Genomic DNA, 15,901 nt, shown 5'->3' on the forward strand with positions numbered 1-15,901 from the left:
TTTATTTCGTTAATGTGATGGTGTTTGCTAAACTCGTGGAACCTCTGAAAAGGGCAATTGCAGGAACTTTCAGCAGCACAGCTTTTCCGTTGCTGGATATTTTTGCCGACGCATTGGTCTGTGTCTTTATATGCTTTTCAAAGCGGATAATATTTGTATAATAGGCATCGCCGAAAAGCTTTTGATCATCCGCTGAGATTTTGGCGAACTCCTTACCGACATCGGGCATATATTTGTAATGACGCGAGAACGCCGGGACAGAAGGTTGGAATGCATAGCTGTTATAGCTGGTGACATTTGTTTTGAATTGTTTGGATAGCATGTTGCTAAATTCGTTCAATGCCTCGACAGATTTGAAGTTACAGGAAAGTGTGGCAATATAGTTATTGAAATCCAACGTATACTGTACGTTGCTTATCCCGGGGGTGGCTTTTAGCGTCCGAACAGCGCGTTCCATTTCTTTTGTAACGGTGGCTTGTGAGGGGATTTGTATACCATTGACGTTTTTTAGTTTCATGAGTGAAGCGACCTTTGTTTTGCTCTTGCTCAGGTTTAACGTTGCTTTGATACTACCCGAACCATCTTGTTTCATGTCAATCTGTTCAACCAAATCAAAACAGCTGGTCAGTAGGCAGCAACCTAACAGACATAGAAATATGGTGTAAAATTTTTTAATACTGTTCATTTTTATAGTATACATGCAGTTGGTTCAATCCATCTCTTCCGCTTGTTGTTATTAAACTGTCTTCCATTAAAACCCCTGGATACATTATCGGAGTGGGGGATAGGAATGCACCTTGGTGTCGCCTTGGTCAGGTTTGGATGGCGAAGGCTTTTTACCGCAGATAGAACAACGCTATGACTCTAGCTTTACGATGGAAATCATCCCTTCACTAGCAAAAAAAGCGCCAACATTATCCGGTAAATGTTACTTTTCGTGTTTTATGGACGTACGAACCTCGCTATGTAAACGGCACATCCTGAACGTTGGGGCGGCTTACGGATCATGTTAGATCTAAGCATCTAGGGGCGCGCATTCGGGCGATAGTCCGGGTGCTGTCCTGATCCTAATTAATAAAGGCCAGCTCTCCTGGGATAGCTGGCCTTGGCGGTAATCTTAAAGCTGTATGTGCCTAGAGCACTTCAGCGATAAAATTTCCTGGTTGGTTGATCAGGTCTCTTTTTGCTATGATCTCTTGCAAATTGATTTTTCCAATCACATAGTTGAAATCTTCACCATAAAAACGTTCGGTTATGGACTCAAATGCCAAGTTTTGCAGAACGTCATCTGCGGCATAACGCAGGTAAACATTCACCACGTAATTGCTTGTAAATCGGATTTGTCCTGCATCCAAATGTTTTTTGTATTCGTAGCGATAGCCGTAGCGTAAGGCGGCAATATCGGAAAGTACAGCCGATCCTGTAGGATGTCCGCCAGCACCTTTACCGTAGAAGAACTGTTCGTCGGCAAAAGCTGCTTTGACGAGCACGCCGTTGTTTTCGTTTTCCACATTGTACAGAATGTTGTCGGGCCGAACGAACTTTGGCAATACATACAGCACCACTTCATTGTTGTTTATTTCTTTGGCCAAGGGCAACAACTTGATTTTGAAACCTTTTTCTTTCGCAAATAGTATATCCTGATCGGCCAGTTTATCGATTCCCAGATTTAGGATATCTTTCGGATCGACGTATATACCATAGGCGTGGGAGGCGACGATTGCCAATTTGTATTTTGGATCATAGCCGCCTACATCTAGCGTCGGATCCGTTTCTGCAAAACCTAATTCCTGTGCTTTTTTTAGCGCGGCATCATAGCTTTGACCTTCGCTAAATATCTTCGAGAGAATATAGTTGGAGGAACCATTAAATATCCCGGTCACGGAGTGCAGTAGCTCGTTGTCGTAGTATTCTTCCAAATTACGGATAATGGGAATACTTCCGCACACTGCGCCTTCATAGAGTAGTGACGTGCCGTGCTCTTGCTGAATCTGCGCCAATTCCTCGAGGTGGGTTGCGATCATCTTTTTATTGGCAGACACCACATTTTTTCCTGATGTCAACGCTCTTTTCGTGAATGTAAAAGCAGCATCGGCGTCGTCGATCAATTCGACTACGGTATTGATTGCTGGATCAGCCAAGATCGCTTCCGGGTCGGTACTGAATAGTTCCGCGGGCAAACTTCTTTTCTTATCCGCATTTTTTATGACAAATTTCTTTATTTCTAAATTTAGTTTTTTTGTTTTTATAATATCATATAGGCCTTGTCCCACGACACCGAAGCCAAACATGCCTATTATTAATTTCTCTCTCATTTGTGCGTTTTTCTCTTTTTTTGCTTTACGTTTTATACCTGGATTCTTCAGGTTTTTTTGTTTATTACTTTACTTTCTCAAAAGCTGCCTGCAGATCATCTTTGATGTCATCCACGTGCTCGATGCCGACCGAAAGGCGCAGCTGACCGGGAAATACGCCTGCGTTACGTTGTTCTTGGTCGGAAAGCTGCTGATGGGTGGTAGCAGTAGGGTGTATGATCAATGTTTTAGCATCACCAACGTTGGCCAAATGGCTGATAAGCTCCAGCGCGTCTATGAATGCATTCGCTTTTTCTGCACCGCCCTTTATCGTGAAGGATAGTACGGCGCCATAGCCGTTTTTTAAGTATTTTTGGGCAGCCTCATGATAGGGATGGCTTTTTAATCCCGGATAGCTCACCTTTTCGACCTGCGGATGTGCGTCGAGCCATTGTGCGATTTCGTAGGCATTGTCCACATGCCGTTGTACACGCAGCGAAAGTGTTTCCAACCCTTGAACCAATAGAAACGAGTTGAACGGCGACAAGGCTGGCCCGAAGTCGCGTAAGCCTTCTACCCGGGCGCGGATGATAAACTGTATATTTCCGAATGGACCACTGTGGCCAAATACGTCCGAAAATACTAATCCGTGGTACCCTTCGGAAGGTTCGGAGAATTGTTTGAATTTACCGTTTCCCCAATTGTAGTTTCCGCCGTCAATGATCACGCCGCCAATGCTCGTGCCATGTCCGCCAATCCATTTGGTTGCTGATTCGACGACGATATGAGCGCCATGTTCCAAAGGCTTAAAAAGATATCCACCTGCGCCAAAAGTATTGTCGACAATAATAGGAAGATCATATTTCTTTGCCAAAGCAGAAATTTTATCAAAGTCTGGAATGCTGTAGCTTGGGTTGCCTATCGTTTCCAGATAAATAGCTTTTGTTTTTTCATCGATCAGTTTCTCGATGTTTTCGGCTTCGCTATCGGCAGCAAAGCGAGCCTCGATGCCTAAGCGCTTAAAGGATACTTTAAACTGGTTGTAAGTACCGCCGTAGAGGTTTGCACCGGCCACAAAATTATCACCGCTTTCCAATATATTGGTCAGCGCAATAAATTGCGCAGCTTGTCCAGAGGCCACAGCCAACGCCGCAACACCTCCTTCTAATGCTGCGATACGTTTTTCAAACGCATCGGTTGTGGGATTCATAATACGGGTATAGATGTTTCCGAATTCCTTTAATGCGAATAAATTAGCGCCATGCTCGGCATTGTTGAACACATAAGAGGTGGTTTGGTATATGGGCAGCGCGCGGGCGCCCGTAGTAGGATCGACCTCTTGGCCGGCGTGGATCTGTAACGTTTCGAATTTGTGGGATTTACTTGACGACATAATATGCAGATTTAGTGATTAAACAATGTTTTAAAGCACGAGAGAGGGGGAATGGCCGTTCTTCAAATAGAAAGGAAAGCGATGGGTTTGTGCAGTTACCCATTGCCGATTTCATGAACGACTACCGCATTCGACGCGACAGGCCGAAACAGCAGCCTACCTGACACAGCGGTTGAACTATAAAACTAGCGGATAAGATTGTTTTTTTTGCTATCATCGTCTTATTTCATTTATATGCTCCAAGGATATATTTCTTGGACAGGAATTGGCACCTTTTCAACGTATGCTGAAGGTTGCCAGTGGGTCATCGAGCCAGTCTCTCGCCACTTCTTTATAAACCAAGACCTAGCTTGCGGAAGGTGTTGATTAGTGTACCACTATCGAAGTACAAGGCAAATATAGCTGTTTTTAAAAATGCTGCAAATTTTTTTTGAAAGTTTAGATGGGAAACCTACACAATACTGCATAAAAAAGACCTCATTGTGCAATGAGGCCTTTGTGGTGCCAGCTGGATTCGAACCAGCGACACAAGGATTTTCAGTCCTTTGCTCTACCAACTGAGCTATGGCACCGCTAAGTGTTTTTTGATCTGTCACTTTTCAGATTTGGGGTGGTGCCAGCTGGATTCGAACCAGCGACACAAGGATTTTCAGTCCTTTGCTCTACCAACTGAGCTATGGCACCGTTAAGTGTTTTTTGATCTGTCACTTTTCAGATTTGGGGTGGTGCCAGCTGGATTCGAACCAGCGACACAAGGATTTTCAGTCCTTTGCTCTACCAACTGAGCTATGGCACCTTCTGCAACGTTTTTATTGTTTATTGCGTTGCAAATCTAGGTTCTTTTTTCGAATTCTAAAACTTTTGCAGCAATTATTTTTAGCCCTTTGATCAACTTATTGATTTTGATCGAGATAAAATTACATCAAATAAACACGGTAAAAGTTCAAATACGCTATCTTTGCACGTTACAACATTATTATGAGTAAGAAAGGTAGAGTTTTGGTCGCAATGAGTGGTGGAGTGGACAGTTCTGTAGCGGCCGTTATGTTGCACGAACAAGGCTATGACGTTATCGGTATTACGATGAAGACATGGGACTATGCTTCTGCAGGAGGATCTTCGAAAGAAACGGGTTGTTGCAGTTTGGACAGCATCAATGATGCCCGTGCGTTAGCCGTAGGATATGGATTTCCTCATTATATCCTGGATATTCGCGACGAGTTTGGCGATTATGTGATTGACAATTTTGTTGATGAATACATTGCGGGCAGAACGCCGAATCCCTGTGTTTTGTGCAATACGCATATCAAATGGTCGGCTCTGATGAAGCGGGCGGATAAATTGGATTGTGAATTTATTGCAACTGGACATTATGCGAATATACGTATGCATGACAACGGACGTTATGTTATATCGAAAGGCCGCGATGAAAATAAAGATCAATCTTATGTGCTGTGGGGGGTATCGCAAGAGAATCTCGCACGAACCCAGTTTCCTTTAGGTAGTTTTACCAAGAAGGAGATCCGCCAGATGGCGTTGGAAATGGGACAGGCGGAGCTTGCGAAAAAGTCCGAAAGCTATGAGATATGCTTTGTTCCGGATAATGATTATCGTGCTTTCCTACGTCACAAACGACCGACGTTGGACCAAGAGATTGGACCGGGTAACTTTATCCTCTCCGACGGAACGGTGGTAGGGCAGCATATCGGCTATCCATACTTTACGATAGGGCAGCGCAAAGGCCTTGGTATTGCCTTGGGAAAACCGATGTTTGTTATTGAGATCCTTCCCGAAAGCAATTCTGTGGTGCTGGGCGAAGAACATGAGCTGGAAAAATCGCAAGCTTTCGTTCGCGACATTAATTTGGTGAAGTATGCATCATTGGAGCGGCCGATGGAGGCGGTTACCAAGATACGCTATAAGGATGCTGGCGCAGAATCCGTATTGACGCAGCAGGGGAATGTTATGCAAGTGGATTTTGCTCATCAGGTGAAAGGCATTGCGCCAGGACAGTCTGCGGTATTCTATGAGGGCAATGACCTGCTAGGTGGTGGCTTCTTGATGAAGTAAGGCCTAGGATAGATCCTATATAAAAGGGGATGCAAATTTTGCATCCCCTTTTATTTTATCGTTGATCTCGTAGCGATTAGAGTTTTGCGATCTCTTGCGCTAAGTCGATAATCTTGTTGGAGTAGCCCCACTCGTTATCATACCAAGATACTACTTTTACAAAGTTGTCATTCAAGGAGATACCAGCTTTTGCATCAAAGATCGATGTGCGTGCATCACCCAAGAAGTCTGTAGAAACAACCTCATCTTCCGTGTAACCCAAAATGCCTTTCAAGTCGCCTTCAGAAGCATCTTTCATCACTTTCTTGATATCTTCGTAAGAAGCGCCCTTTTCTAGGCGTACAGTTAAATCAACGACAGAAACGTCAGCCGTAGGAACACGAAGTGACATACCGGTTAATTTGCCTTTCAATTCAGGAAGAACCAAACCTACTGCTTTCGCCGCACCTGTTGAAGAAGGGATGATGTTTTGGTAAGCACCACGTCCACCTCTCCAGTCTTTTGCTGAAGGGCCGTCAACCGTTTTTTGCGTTGCTGTCACCGCGTGTACCGTTGTCATCAAACCTTCCGCAATACCGAAGTTATCATGCAACACTTTAGCGATAGGTGCCAAACAGTTTGTAGTACAAGAAGCGTTCGAAACGATGGTATATTCGGCTTTAAGGTCTTTATGGTTAACACCCATTACGAAAGTAGGGGTGTCATCTTTTGCAGGAGCAGACATGACAACTTTCTTAGCACCCGCATCGATATGCTTTTGTGCCAATTCTTTCGTCAAGAAGAAACCTGTAGATTCGATGATTACTTCAGCACCAACTTCGTCCCACTTTAAATTTGATGGATCTTTTTCCGCTGTGATACGGATCGTTTGTCCATTAACGATAAGGTTGCCATCTTTCACCTCTACCGTACCATCAAATCTTCCGTGTGTAGAGTCATATTTAAGCATGTATGCTAAGTAGTCAGGCTCTACCAAATCGTTGATACCAACAATTTCGATATCACTGCGATTGATTGCTGCTCTGAATGCTAAACGGCCAATACGGCCGAATCCGTTAATTCCAATTTTCATTTTATTAATTTTTATTAATGTAATACTTTACTAGATTTTGAACTGGTTCTTTGATGATTTGCCCAATGTTCAATCCATACTCCGTTCCCAGTTCACGGAGTGTATCGGCATAGTTACTTGCTACGGATCCCGTAAAATTTAGTTGACTATCGGGATATGTTTCCGATAAAGGGATCAGGTACGTTTTGATGTAGATTTCCAATCCTTTTTTAATCTGTTGGGCAAAATATGGTTCCTCTCTGTATTCGTATATAAAATCTGCGAAACTCGTCAGGAAGAGGTTTGGGTTGGGGTTATAATAAATTCGATCAAGAATAAGGCGGCGGTCAAGGCTGTGTCGCTGCAACAGTTTCTCCTGCACACCGGTGGGCATGGTTTCGGTTAGGAAATCTTTCAGCAACTGCCTACCGAGCCAATTCGTGGAGCCCTCATCAGCTAAAATGTAGCCAAGCCCATAATTGTTGGGCATTAGTTTTCTGCCATTGTAATAGGCCGCGTTCGAACCACTTCCAATAATACCGATGATCCCTTTTTCGTCGCCAAAGGTAGAAATTGCGGACGCAAGCACGTCGTGGCTCGCTTTAACTTTCGCATTTTTAAAGAAAAGCATAAAAACACGCTCTATCTTTTCTTGCCGCTCGGGTGAAGAGGCGCCAGCACCAAAAAAGTAGATCTTTCTTATCTTCTCAGCGTTATTGATCAGATGGGTGCTCTTGTTGAGTAATTGCAGGATATAGCGGTCGTCTTGTATGTACGAATTGATACCCGATGTGCGAAAACCATGAAGCACCCGCTTCTTGTCAGCTATTCGCCAATCTGCATATCTTGATCCACTGAAAACAACCACAATCATCTTTCCTATTTATTAAATAGCCATAATTTTTGCAATCTCGACAAGATCCTCATTCAGTTTGAGTTCTTTTTTGCTCAAAGCCTCTTCCAAGGGTGTTGTCACGATCTCTGATCCGCGTACTCCAATCGTGGCGCGTGAGTTACCTTTCAGCAATTCGTTGACGGCCGCGTATCCCATACGGGTTGCTAAGACACGATCCGCACTACTTGGTGCGCCTCCGCGTTGCAAATGCCCTAAGATACTAACTTTTGTGTCAAAATAATCAAATTTTTCTTTGACCCGCTTGGCGACGTTGTTTGCGCCGCCATTTTTATCGCCTTCCGCAACAATAACGATCATGGATGATTTATTACTGTCTGCGCCTTGCGCCAACATATCAATAAGCTCATCGATGGCCGTGTCTTTTTCGGGTAGTAAAATAGCTTCTGCACCACCCGCAATTCCTGCGTTCAATGCAATACAACCCGAGTCGCGCCCCATTACCTCCACAAAAAAAAGCCTGTTATGCGATGCGGCTGTATCCCTGATTTTATCAATGGCATCGATAACGGTATTGTTGGCTGTGTCGTATCCAATCGTTAGATCGGTGCCATTCAAATCGTTGTCTATGGTGCCTGGGATGCACATAACCGGGATGTCGTACTCCCGCGAAAAAATTTCGGCACCTGTAAATGTTCCATCGCCACCGATGGCAACTAAAGCGTCTATGCCTGCTGCCTTAACATGCTCATAGGCAATTGCACGTCCTTCCGGCGTTTTAAAAGCCATGCAGCGGGCTGTCTTAAGCATCGTTCCGCCCATTTGTATGATGGAACTGACCGACCGGCTGTCCATGTCAAACATGGTATTGTCGATCATGCCTTGATAACCGTGGTAGATGCCGGTTACTTTCTTTCCTTTATATATCGCTGTTCTTACGGCTGCACGAATTGCTGCATTCATGCCTGGAGAATCTCCTCCTGATGTAAAAACACCTATTCTTGTAATTTCTTCCACTCGATGAATCATTTTAGGTATTACGAATATAGTGTGTATTTATTACACTATTAAATTTTTTTTGCTTTTTTTGGATTAATATGATATAATTGAGGAGGATTGTTCATGTAAAATGACAATTCGATTAAAAAGAACGCACTTAAATTTGAGATTATTTTGCAGACTCATTTTACGATAGACTGTGTTATTTACAGTTTTAACGAAGGAAAGTTACAGGTATTGTTGACCGAGCGGAACGAATATCCTTATAAAGACTGGTGGGCGTTGCCCGGATTTTTTGTAGAAAAAGGTGAGGAGATGGAAGACGCAGTGAAGCGCATCCTTTACGAGCATACCGGTTTGAAAGATATTTTTATGGAGCAGCTCGGTGCGTTTGCCGGAGTAAAGAGGCACCCGCAAGGGCGTATCTTGACTGTAGCCTTTTCAACGATCGTCAAATATGAAGATGTAAAGTCCAAAATCAAGCCGATGACTTCCTATATGCGACAGGCGCAATGGTTTCCAATGGATAGTTTGCCCGAGCTAGCCTTTGACCATCTTCGGATTATCGAACAAAGTTTGCTAAAATTAAAGTATGGCATCAACTACTCAACGGCGGTATACGAGCTATTGCCTGAGAAATTCACGCTGACGCAACTGCAACAGGTATATGAAGCTATATTGGGCAAGGATCTTGATAAACGTAATTTTAGGAAGAAGATTGCTAACGATGGCTTTTTAAAAGAATTACAGGAGGTACAAAAGGGTGTTTCGTATCGTGCTGCAAGATTATACAAATTCGATAAGCGCAAGTTTCAAAAGCAGTTGGGGATCGACTAAAACACTTAGATTCGTCATCATTTTGTTATTTTCCTATTAAATGTCAACTCTTTAAGGCGCGGTCCTTGGCGGGTGTTTTACTTTTTTATATTTTTGAACGTTTTTAGAAAAAAGTCAGAAAGTATAAAGGTAAAAATGGACAACAAGAAGGATCAGATAATTCAAGCCGCCCTGAAGCGATTCGCGCATTACGGTTTTAACAAAACAACGATGAGCGAGATTGCCGTGGATTTGAATATCACAAAAGCAAACCTATATTACTATTACCCTGACAAAAATGCGTTAATCAAAGACGTGTTGGTACATATTTCCGAAGATATCCTGCAGAGCCAATATGCCATCATTGAGGATTATGATGCAAATTTGCTGGATATATTACATCGTGTGCTTGAAAAGCGAGCCAGTTATCTTCGTGACTACTATGTTTTGCATATCAGTGAAAACTTGGAATGGATAAAGGGGCAGGGGGTAGGCACGGTGCTCGAGGAGATGCACAGCAGAGATATTGAGATGATGACGGTGCTCTTTGAAAAGGCGGTTGGGGCTGGAGAGGTAGCGCTGGACAACGCTGCCGAGGATGCAACGTGTTTTATAGAGATCATAAAAGGGCTAAGCCTTATTCGAAGTGTGGCTGACGTCCTTTCTGGAATGCCTAATGCATATAACGTGGATGAGATTCTGCATAGCCAAAAGCGAACGACGGAATTCATCTTCAAAAATAAAATAATCAGCAAAAACTAGTTTACAGATAATCTTCTTAAAAATGAAATTGAAATTTTTGAGTGTTATAGCGGTCGGTCTCCTTTTCCCATGGGGTCCAGTACATGCTCAGGAGATGTTGACGCTCCAACAAGCAGTCAAATTTGCCTTGGATAACAAAAAGGAGGCAAAGAATGCGAAGCTTGACCTAAACAACGCCCAATTTAAAATAGACGAGGTGCGAGCTGGCGCTTTGCCGCAAATAAGTGGAACAGGTAGTTTAACATATAATCCGCTCATTCAGCAGAACGTCATTGTCATGGAAGATCCAGTCACCGGGCAGTCTACGTCCACTGTCATTCAGTTTGGACAGCCTTGGCAGGCCAATTCCAATCTGCAGGTCAGTCAGCAAATATTTAATCAGGCACTCTTCACAGGGCTTAAAGCTGCAAACAGTACGCGAGAGTTTTATCAGATCAATAAAGAACTGACGGATGAGCAACTGATCGAGAAGGTTGCAAATGCTTATTATCAGGTTTTCCAGTCGCAGTTGCAGGTAGCCACAGTAGAGAGCAATTTAGGAAATACCGAAAAAAACCAACGAGTCATACAAGGTTTGGTGGATGCGGGGCTGGCCAAAAAAATTGACCTGGACCGCACGACCGTACAGGTGAATAACTTAAAGGCGCAACTTCAGCAGGCGAAGAATGGTATGGAGATTCAGGAAAATGCATTAAAGTTTGCGATGGGGATGGATATCACGACGCAAATTGATCTTCCTGAGGAGACATTTGCTATTGACCCGGAAGCATTGGAAACCCTACCTATCGACCTGTCCAATCGCACGGAAATTCGCGTGTTAGAAAAACAAGCCGAGCTATTGGAATTGGACAAAAAAGCTGCCATAGCAGACTATTATCCGTCTTTATCCTTTTCAGGAAATTTGGGTTATATGTCATTTGCGGAACGTTTTCCGATTTTCAACGGGAATGCTACAAAAACAACGTATTCGGCCGTGGGGCTGAATTTGTCGATCCCAATTTTCAATGGGGGAAAAACGAAGGCTCAGGTTAATCAGAAGAACGTGGAGATTTTGCGTGCTAAAACAGAATTGGAAGATACCAAACTCGCGTTGATTATGGCTAGCGAAAATGCCCGGACACAGGTTAAGAACAGTTTGTTGACGATCAATTCCAACCAGGCGAATGTTACGCTGGCCAAAGAAGTTTTGGATAATACGGAAAACAACTACAAAAATGGCTTGGCCACGCTCACCGAGCTTTTGGATGCAGAGAATGCCTATGCCGATGCACAAAATAATCTGAATACGTCGCTGTTGGATTACAAAGTGGCGGAAGTACAGTTGATCAAATCAAAAGGAAATTTAAAATCATTAGTAAACGAATAATTAACTCGATATGAAACGGATAATAATTACAGTAATCATCGTGGCAGCTGCTTTGGCGGGGATCATGTTTTTATTGAATAAGAATAAAGCTAAAAATGAGGCACAAACTGCGGTTGTAGCGCAGAAAAATGCTGCGGTGGCGGTACGAGCCGACATGGCGGATATTCGGGAGGTTAATACGCAGTATATTACCAATGGTTCGTTTTCTCCCAAGCAAGAGGTCATGCTTTCTGCAGAGGCGGCAGGCCGCGTGCGCAGGGTGCTGGTTGAAGAGGGGGATGCCGTGCGTGCCGGCCAGACTTTAGCTGTGGTTGATGCGGATAAGCAGAGCGTGGACTTGGCGAACATGCAGGCGAACTACGAAAATGCAAAAGCCGACTTGGCCCGCTACGAAAATGCATTTAAGACGGGAGGCGTTACGCAACAGCAGCTCGATCAAGCTAAACTAAAGGTAGAGAACGCCAAAAATAGCTTGAAATCATCGCAGCTCTCTGCATCCGACGCTAATATCTCGGCATCGTTTGCCGGCTTGGTCAATAAAAGAAATATCGAACCAGGTACTTATGTATCTCCAGGCACACAGATGTTTGAGATCGTGAACGTATCTACCCTCAAACTATTGGTCAATGTTGACGAAAAAAATATCGGACAGGTGAAAGTAGGGCAATCTGTTCAAGTAGAATCAACGGTATTGCCTAACCAAAAATTTAACGGTGTGGTGAAGTTTATCGCACCAAAAGCGGATGCAAGCTTGAATTTTCCGGTGGAGCTGGAGATTCGCAATAATGCATCCAATGATTTGAAAGCAGGGATGTATGGTACCGCTTACTTTGGAAGTGACGCTAAAACGCAGGTGCTCACCGTACCACGGACGGCATTTGTAGGAAGTGTAAGTTCTAACCAAATCTTTGTGATAAAAGATGATAAGGCGATCTTGACCAAGGTAGTTTCCGGCAGAAGTTTCGGTGATTATATCGAGATTATTTCTGGAATAGAAAAAGGAACACCTGTCGTTACATCAGGCCAAATCAATCTTTTGGATGGAACTCAAGTGGAAATTATTAAGTAAAAAGCGAAATCTGTTCAATGAAAATATCTGAAATATCCATAAAAAGGCCAAGTATAATTATCGTACTCTTTATTATACTGACACTTGGTGGTATCTTCTCTTACTCACAGATGGGGTATGAGTTGGTGCCGAAATTTGAGGTTAACGTGATCAATGTGCAAACGGTATATCCGGGAGCCTCGCCATCGGAAGTGGAAACCTCCGTTACGAAGGTGATTGAGGATGCCGTAGCCAGTCTAGAGAACGTGAAGAAGATTGAAGCGAAATCAATGGAATCGGTATCCATGGTGATGATCCAATTGAATACTGGTGCCGATGTAAACTTTTTGCTGACCGATGCGCAAAGAAAAATCAATGCGGTGATCAACGAATTGCCCGATGATGCCGAAACGCCTGCGCTCTCAAAGTTCTCCATTGATGACGTGCCGATCATGAACTTGTCCGTAACGTCCAAACTCACAGAAAAAGAACTTTACGATCTATTGGATCAAAAAATCCAACCGGTTTTCGCTCGGATCAATGGTGTCGCGAAAGTCGATATGGTGGGTGGTGAAGAACGCGAGATACAGGTTAGTGTAAATCCAAGCAAATTGGAGGGTTACGGTTTGTCTATCATGCAGGTACAACAAGCTATTGCGTCGGCCAACTTGGATTTCCCCACGGGAAATGTGAAGACTCGGGACAATCAAACTACGCTGCGTCTTTCGGGTAAATTTGCAACGTTGGATGAGCTGCGTGCACTTCCTTTAAATACACCCAGCGGTGTGATGATCCGTTTAAGCGATGTTGCGGATGTGCAAGACGGTATTAAGGATGTCGAGAAAATTGCTCGTATAGATCGCCAGAATACCATTATGTTGCAGGTCTTCAAACAGTCTGATGCCAACGCTGTGGCTGTTTCGGAACTGGTTCAGCAAATGATAGGCTCGGTGGAGCAAGACTTCTCGGAACAAGGCGTTAAAGTTGGATTGGCGAATGACACGACCGAGTATACCTTGACTGCAGCAGATAATGTGGTGCACGATTTGATGATTGCGATCGGATTGGTAGCCTTTATCATGTTGTTTTTCCTCCATAGCTTGCGCGATGCTTTTATTGCGGTGGTTGCCATTCCACTATCTTTGATTGCGACCTTTATCTTCTTAAATATATTGGGATATACGCTAAATTTGATGTCGTTGCTGGGACTTTCCCTTGTGGTAGGTATTCTCGTGGATGATGCCATCGTGGTGATCGAGAATATACACCGCCATATGCAAATGGGAAAAAACAAGGTGCGGGCTGCTTATGACGGTGCGAAGGAAATCGGTTTCACCGTATCGGCCATTACGCTGGTAATTGTGGTGGTATTCTTGCCTATTGCGATGTCTTCCGGTTTGGTATCTGATATTTTACGCCAATTTTGTGTCACGGTCATGGTTTCTACCTTATTGTCGCTATTGGTTTCGTTTACCATTGTCCCTTGGTTGTATTCCCGTATGGGACAGCTGACACACCTGGATAACAAAACCATTTTCGGCCGGATATTAACGGGATTCGAAGCTGGTTTGACAAAATTGACGCACTGGATTTCCGGTATTTTGGAATGGGCACTGAAGAGCCGGTTGAATAAGGTGCTGACCCTAGCATTGTCCTTGGGGCTATTAGTTGCTTCTTTTATGCTCGTGGGCATGGGCTATATCGGTTCAGACTTTTTTCCGGGGAATGATAAAGGCGAGTTTTACCTGCAGATCGAAATGAATAAGGATGCTTCGCTGGAGCAGACAAATTTCATGACGCAAAAGGCGGAAAACTATCTCGCACAAAAGCCCGAAATCGAGCGTATGATCACGACCGTAGGACAAGCCTCCGATGGAACGATGAGTACATCCGGAACGAAATATAAATCGGAAATACATATTATTACTAAACCGGGATATAACCAGGAAAATCCAACGAAAGTTTATTCTGCGCAACTGCGCCGCGAAATGGAAACGGTGCTGGTTGGTGCCAAGGTGAAGACGGTAAATATGGGTATAATGGGTGCAGAACAAGCTCCGTTGATGTTGACATTGATTGGTTCTTCGCAGGCTGATGCGTTGGATGCTGCGCGGAAGTATGAAGCCATTCTTCGCACAATCCCAGGTGCTTCTGAAGTGAAACTAACGTCGGAAGACGGCAATCCGGAGATCAGTGTGAAAGTAGATCGTGACAAGATGAACGCTTTGGGTTTGGACGTATCGACAGTAGGTATGACGATGCAGACAGCGTTCTCGGGTAACGATGATACAAAATTCCGCGCGGGCGATACCGAGTATGATATCAATATCCGCTTTGATGAAATTGGACGAGGTAACATCGCTGACGTGCAGAACCTTAAATTCATGAACAAGGATGGACAGATGATGCGATTGGAACAGTTTGCCGATGTGTCGTACAGCTCTGGTCCAAGTTTGTTGGAACGCCGGGATAAGTCGCCATCCGTTTCGGTGCAAGCGCAGGTAGTCGGACGCCCGCTGGGATCCGTGGCTGCTGATTGGCAAGCGGAATTTGAAAAGGTGCAGTTGAAACCTGGCGTTTCTTATAAATGGGGTGGAAACATGGAGAATCAGGAGGAGGGATTTGGTACCTTGGGAATCGCCCTGTTAGCTTCTATTCTACTGGTTTACCTCGTAATGGTTGCGCTATATGATAGCTTCGTAACCCCGTTTGTGGTGTTATTCTCTATTCCGTTGTCGTTTATCGGAGCGCTACTGGCCTTGGCCTTGACCAACCAAACGCTGAATATATTCACCATCTTGGGGATCATCATGCTGATTGGTTTGGTAGCGAAAAATGCGATTATGTTGGTTGACTTTGCCAACCATAAGAAGGATGCTGGTTCGACAACTCATGAGGCCCTTATGGCGGCCAACCACGTGCGTTTCCGCCCGATTTTGATGACGACCATTGCGATGGTTATCGGTATGATTCCGATTGCCGTAGCAACCGGCGACGGTGCCGATATGAATCGTGGCCTGGCCATCGTGATCATCGGTGGGTTGCTTTCTTCCTTGTTCTTGACCTTAGTTGTCGTGCCGGTTGTTTATTCCATCTTTGATGGCTTAGGACGTCGGTTTGGTAAGAAGGAGAAAACGCAGTATGCCGAATTGATGACAGCTGATTACGTGAAGAGTGACGACTATGTGGACGAAATGGAAGTCCAACATTAACAAGATATTATCTTTTAGTTTTTCAGTATGTAGAAAC

12 protein-coding genes, 3 tRNA genes and 1 riboswitch are annotated in these 15,901 nt (G+C 44.1%); of the genes, 6 read left to right on the top strand and 9 right to left on the bottom strand.

The genetic code is table 11. From position 1 onward, the window contains the following. Position 1: 1 nt before the first annotated feature. The 6 genes from IE165_RS07570 to IE165_RS07595 all read right to left on the bottom strand — a co-directional run bounded on the left by IE165_RS07570 (position 2) and on the right by IE165_RS07595 (position 4,483). Positions 2-685, bottom strand: a complete 684-nt coding sequence (locus tag IE165_RS07570) for a hypothetical protein (protein ID WP_189626011.1) — start codon at positions 683-685, stop codon at positions 2-4. 448 nt (positions 686-1,133) lie between these two features. After that, a complete protein-coding gene (locus IE165_RS07575) occupies positions 1,134-2,315 on the bottom strand; it encodes a homoserine dehydrogenase (protein WP_189626012.1) in 1,182 nt (393 codons plus the stop codon). A gap of 64 nt (positions 2,316-2,379) precedes the next feature. Beyond that, positions 2,380-3,687 (bottom strand): O-acetylhomoserine aminocarboxypropyltransferase/cysteine synthase family protein, encoded by a 1,308-nt coding sequence (locus IE165_RS07580; RefSeq protein ID WP_189626013.1) that lies wholly within the window; start codon positions 3,685-3,687, stop codon positions 2,380-2,382. A 227-nt stretch (positions 3,688-3,914) separates the two neighbouring features. After that, positions 3,915-4,027: riboswitch (SAM riboswitch) on the bottom strand. Positions 4,028-4,186: 159 nt separating this feature from the next. Then, a tRNA-Phe gene (locus tag IE165_RS07585) sits at positions 4,187-4,259 on the bottom strand. Positions 4,260-4,298: 39 nt separating this feature from the next. Further along, positions 4,299-4,371: transfer RNA gene (locus IE165_RS07590), tRNA-Phe, on the bottom strand. Between the two features lie 39 nt (positions 4,372-4,410). After that, positions 4,411-4,483 (bottom strand) — tRNA-Phe (locus IE165_RS07595). Between the two features lie 182 nt (positions 4,484-4,665). On the opposite strand from IE165_RS07595, the gene mnmA reads away from it, so the two are divergent. Beyond that, positions 4,666-5,757: a tRNA 2-thiouridine(34) synthase MnmA gene (gene mnmA, locus IE165_RS07600; RefSeq protein ID WP_189626014.1), complete on the top strand. Its 1,092-nt coding sequence runs from the start codon at positions 4,666-4,668 to the stop codon at positions 5,755-5,757. A 76-nt stretch (positions 5,758-5,833) separates the two neighbouring features. On the opposite strand, the gene gap is transcribed toward mnmA, so the two are convergent. From gap to pfkA, 3 genes are read right to left on the bottom strand one after another with little or no spacing between them, the layout of a single operon-like run. Continuing rightward, on the bottom strand, positions 5,834-6,829 hold the full coding sequence (gene gap, locus IE165_RS07605) for a type I glyceraldehyde-3-phosphate dehydrogenase (protein ID WP_189626015.1): 996 nt from the start codon (positions 6,827-6,829) through the stop codon (positions 5,834-5,836). Positions 6,830-6,833: 4 nt separating this feature from the next. Beyond that, positions 6,834-7,682 carry a hypothetical protein gene (locus tag IE165_RS07610; protein WP_189626016.1) on the bottom strand — a complete coding sequence of 283 codons (849 nt, stop codon included), beginning with the start codon at positions 7,680-7,682 and terminating at the stop codon, positions 6,834-6,836. Between the two features lie 12 nt (positions 7,683-7,694). After that, positions 7,695-8,678 (bottom strand): 6-phosphofructokinase, encoded by a 984-nt coding sequence (gene pfkA, locus IE165_RS07615; protein ID WP_189626017.1) that lies wholly within the window; start codon positions 8,676-8,678, stop codon positions 7,695-7,697. Between the two features lie 156 nt (positions 8,679-8,834). Here pfkA and IE165_RS07620 point away from each other — a divergent pair, with 156 nt between their 5' ends. The 5 genes from IE165_RS07620 (at position 8,835) to IE165_RS07640 (ending at position 15,864) form a co-directional block, all read left to right on the top strand. After that, positions 8,835-9,497, top strand: a complete 663-nt coding sequence (locus IE165_RS07620) for an NUDIX hydrolase (RefSeq protein ID WP_189626018.1) — start codon at positions 8,835-8,837, stop codon at positions 9,495-9,497. A gap of 135 nt (positions 9,498-9,632) precedes the next feature. Next, positions 9,633-10,238 carry a TetR/AcrR family transcriptional regulator gene (locus IE165_RS07625; protein ID WP_189626019.1) on the top strand — a complete coding sequence of 202 codons (606 nt, stop codon included), beginning with the start codon at positions 9,633-9,635 and terminating at the stop codon, positions 10,236-10,238. A 22-nt stretch (positions 10,239-10,260) separates the two neighbouring features. Next, a complete protein-coding gene (locus tag IE165_RS07630; RefSeq protein WP_189626020.1) occupies positions 10,261-11,604 on the top strand; it encodes a TolC family protein in 1,344 nt (447 codons plus the stop codon). A 10-nt stretch (positions 11,605-11,614) separates the two neighbouring features. Then, entirely contained in the window at positions 11,615-12,673 is a 1,059-nt protein-coding gene (locus IE165_RS07635; RefSeq protein WP_189626021.1) for an efflux RND transporter periplasmic adaptor subunit, read from the top strand. Positions 12,674-12,690: 17 nt separating this feature from the next. Continuing rightward, positions 12,691-15,864 carry an efflux RND transporter permease subunit gene (locus IE165_RS07640; protein ID WP_189626022.1) on the top strand — a complete coding sequence of 1,058 codons (3,174 nt, stop codon included), beginning with the start codon at positions 12,691-12,693 and terminating at the stop codon, positions 15,862-15,864. Positions 15,865-15,901: the final 37 nt, after the last annotated feature.

Origin of the sequence: Sphingobacterium griseoflavum (genome assembly GCF_014653155.1) — a bacterium.
Classification (GTDB): domain Bacteria; phylum Bacteroidota; class Bacteroidia; order Sphingobacteriales; family Sphingobacteriaceae; genus Sphingobacterium; species Sphingobacterium griseoflavum.

Excerpts from the sequence above, each read along its gene's own strand:
- IE165_RS07610 (WP_189626016.1), bottom strand. The coding sequence starts at position 7,682 with ATGATTGTGGTTGTTTTCAGTGGATCAAGATATGCAGATTGGCGAATA.
- IE165_RS07570 (WP_189626011.1), bottom strand. The coding sequence starts at position 685 with ATGAACAGTATTAAAAAATTTTACACCATATTTCTATGTCTGTTAGGT.
- mnmA (WP_189626014.1), top strand. The coding sequence starts at position 4,666 with ATGAGTAAGAAAGGTAGAGTTTTGGTCGCAATGAGTGGTGGAGTGGAC.
- IE165_RS07625 (WP_189626019.1), top strand. The coding sequence starts at position 9,633 with ATGGACAACAAGAAGGATCAGATAATTCAAGCCGCCCTGAAGCGATTC.
- gap (WP_189626015.1), bottom strand. The coding sequence starts at position 6,829 with ATGAAAATTGGAATTAACGGATTCGGCCGTATTGGCCGTTTAGCATTC.
- IE165_RS07575 (WP_189626012.1), bottom strand. The coding sequence starts at position 2,315 with ATGAGAGAGAAATTAATAATAGGCATGTTTGGCTTCGGTGTCGTGGGA.
- IE165_RS07580 (WP_189626013.1), bottom strand. The coding sequence starts at position 3,687 with ATGTCGTCAAGTAAATCCCACAAATTCGAAACGTTACAGATCCACGCC.
- IE165_RS07630 (WP_189626020.1), top strand. The coding sequence starts at position 10,261 with ATGAAATTGAAATTTTTGAGTGTTATAGCGGTCGGTCTCCTTTTCCCA.
- IE165_RS07640 (WP_189626022.1), top strand. The coding sequence starts at position 12,691 with ATGAAAATATCTGAAATATCCATAAAAAGGCCAAGTATAATTATCGTA.
- IE165_RS07635 (WP_189626021.1), top strand. The coding sequence starts at position 11,615 with ATGAAACGGATAATAATTACAGTAATCATCGTGGCAGCTGCTTTGGCG.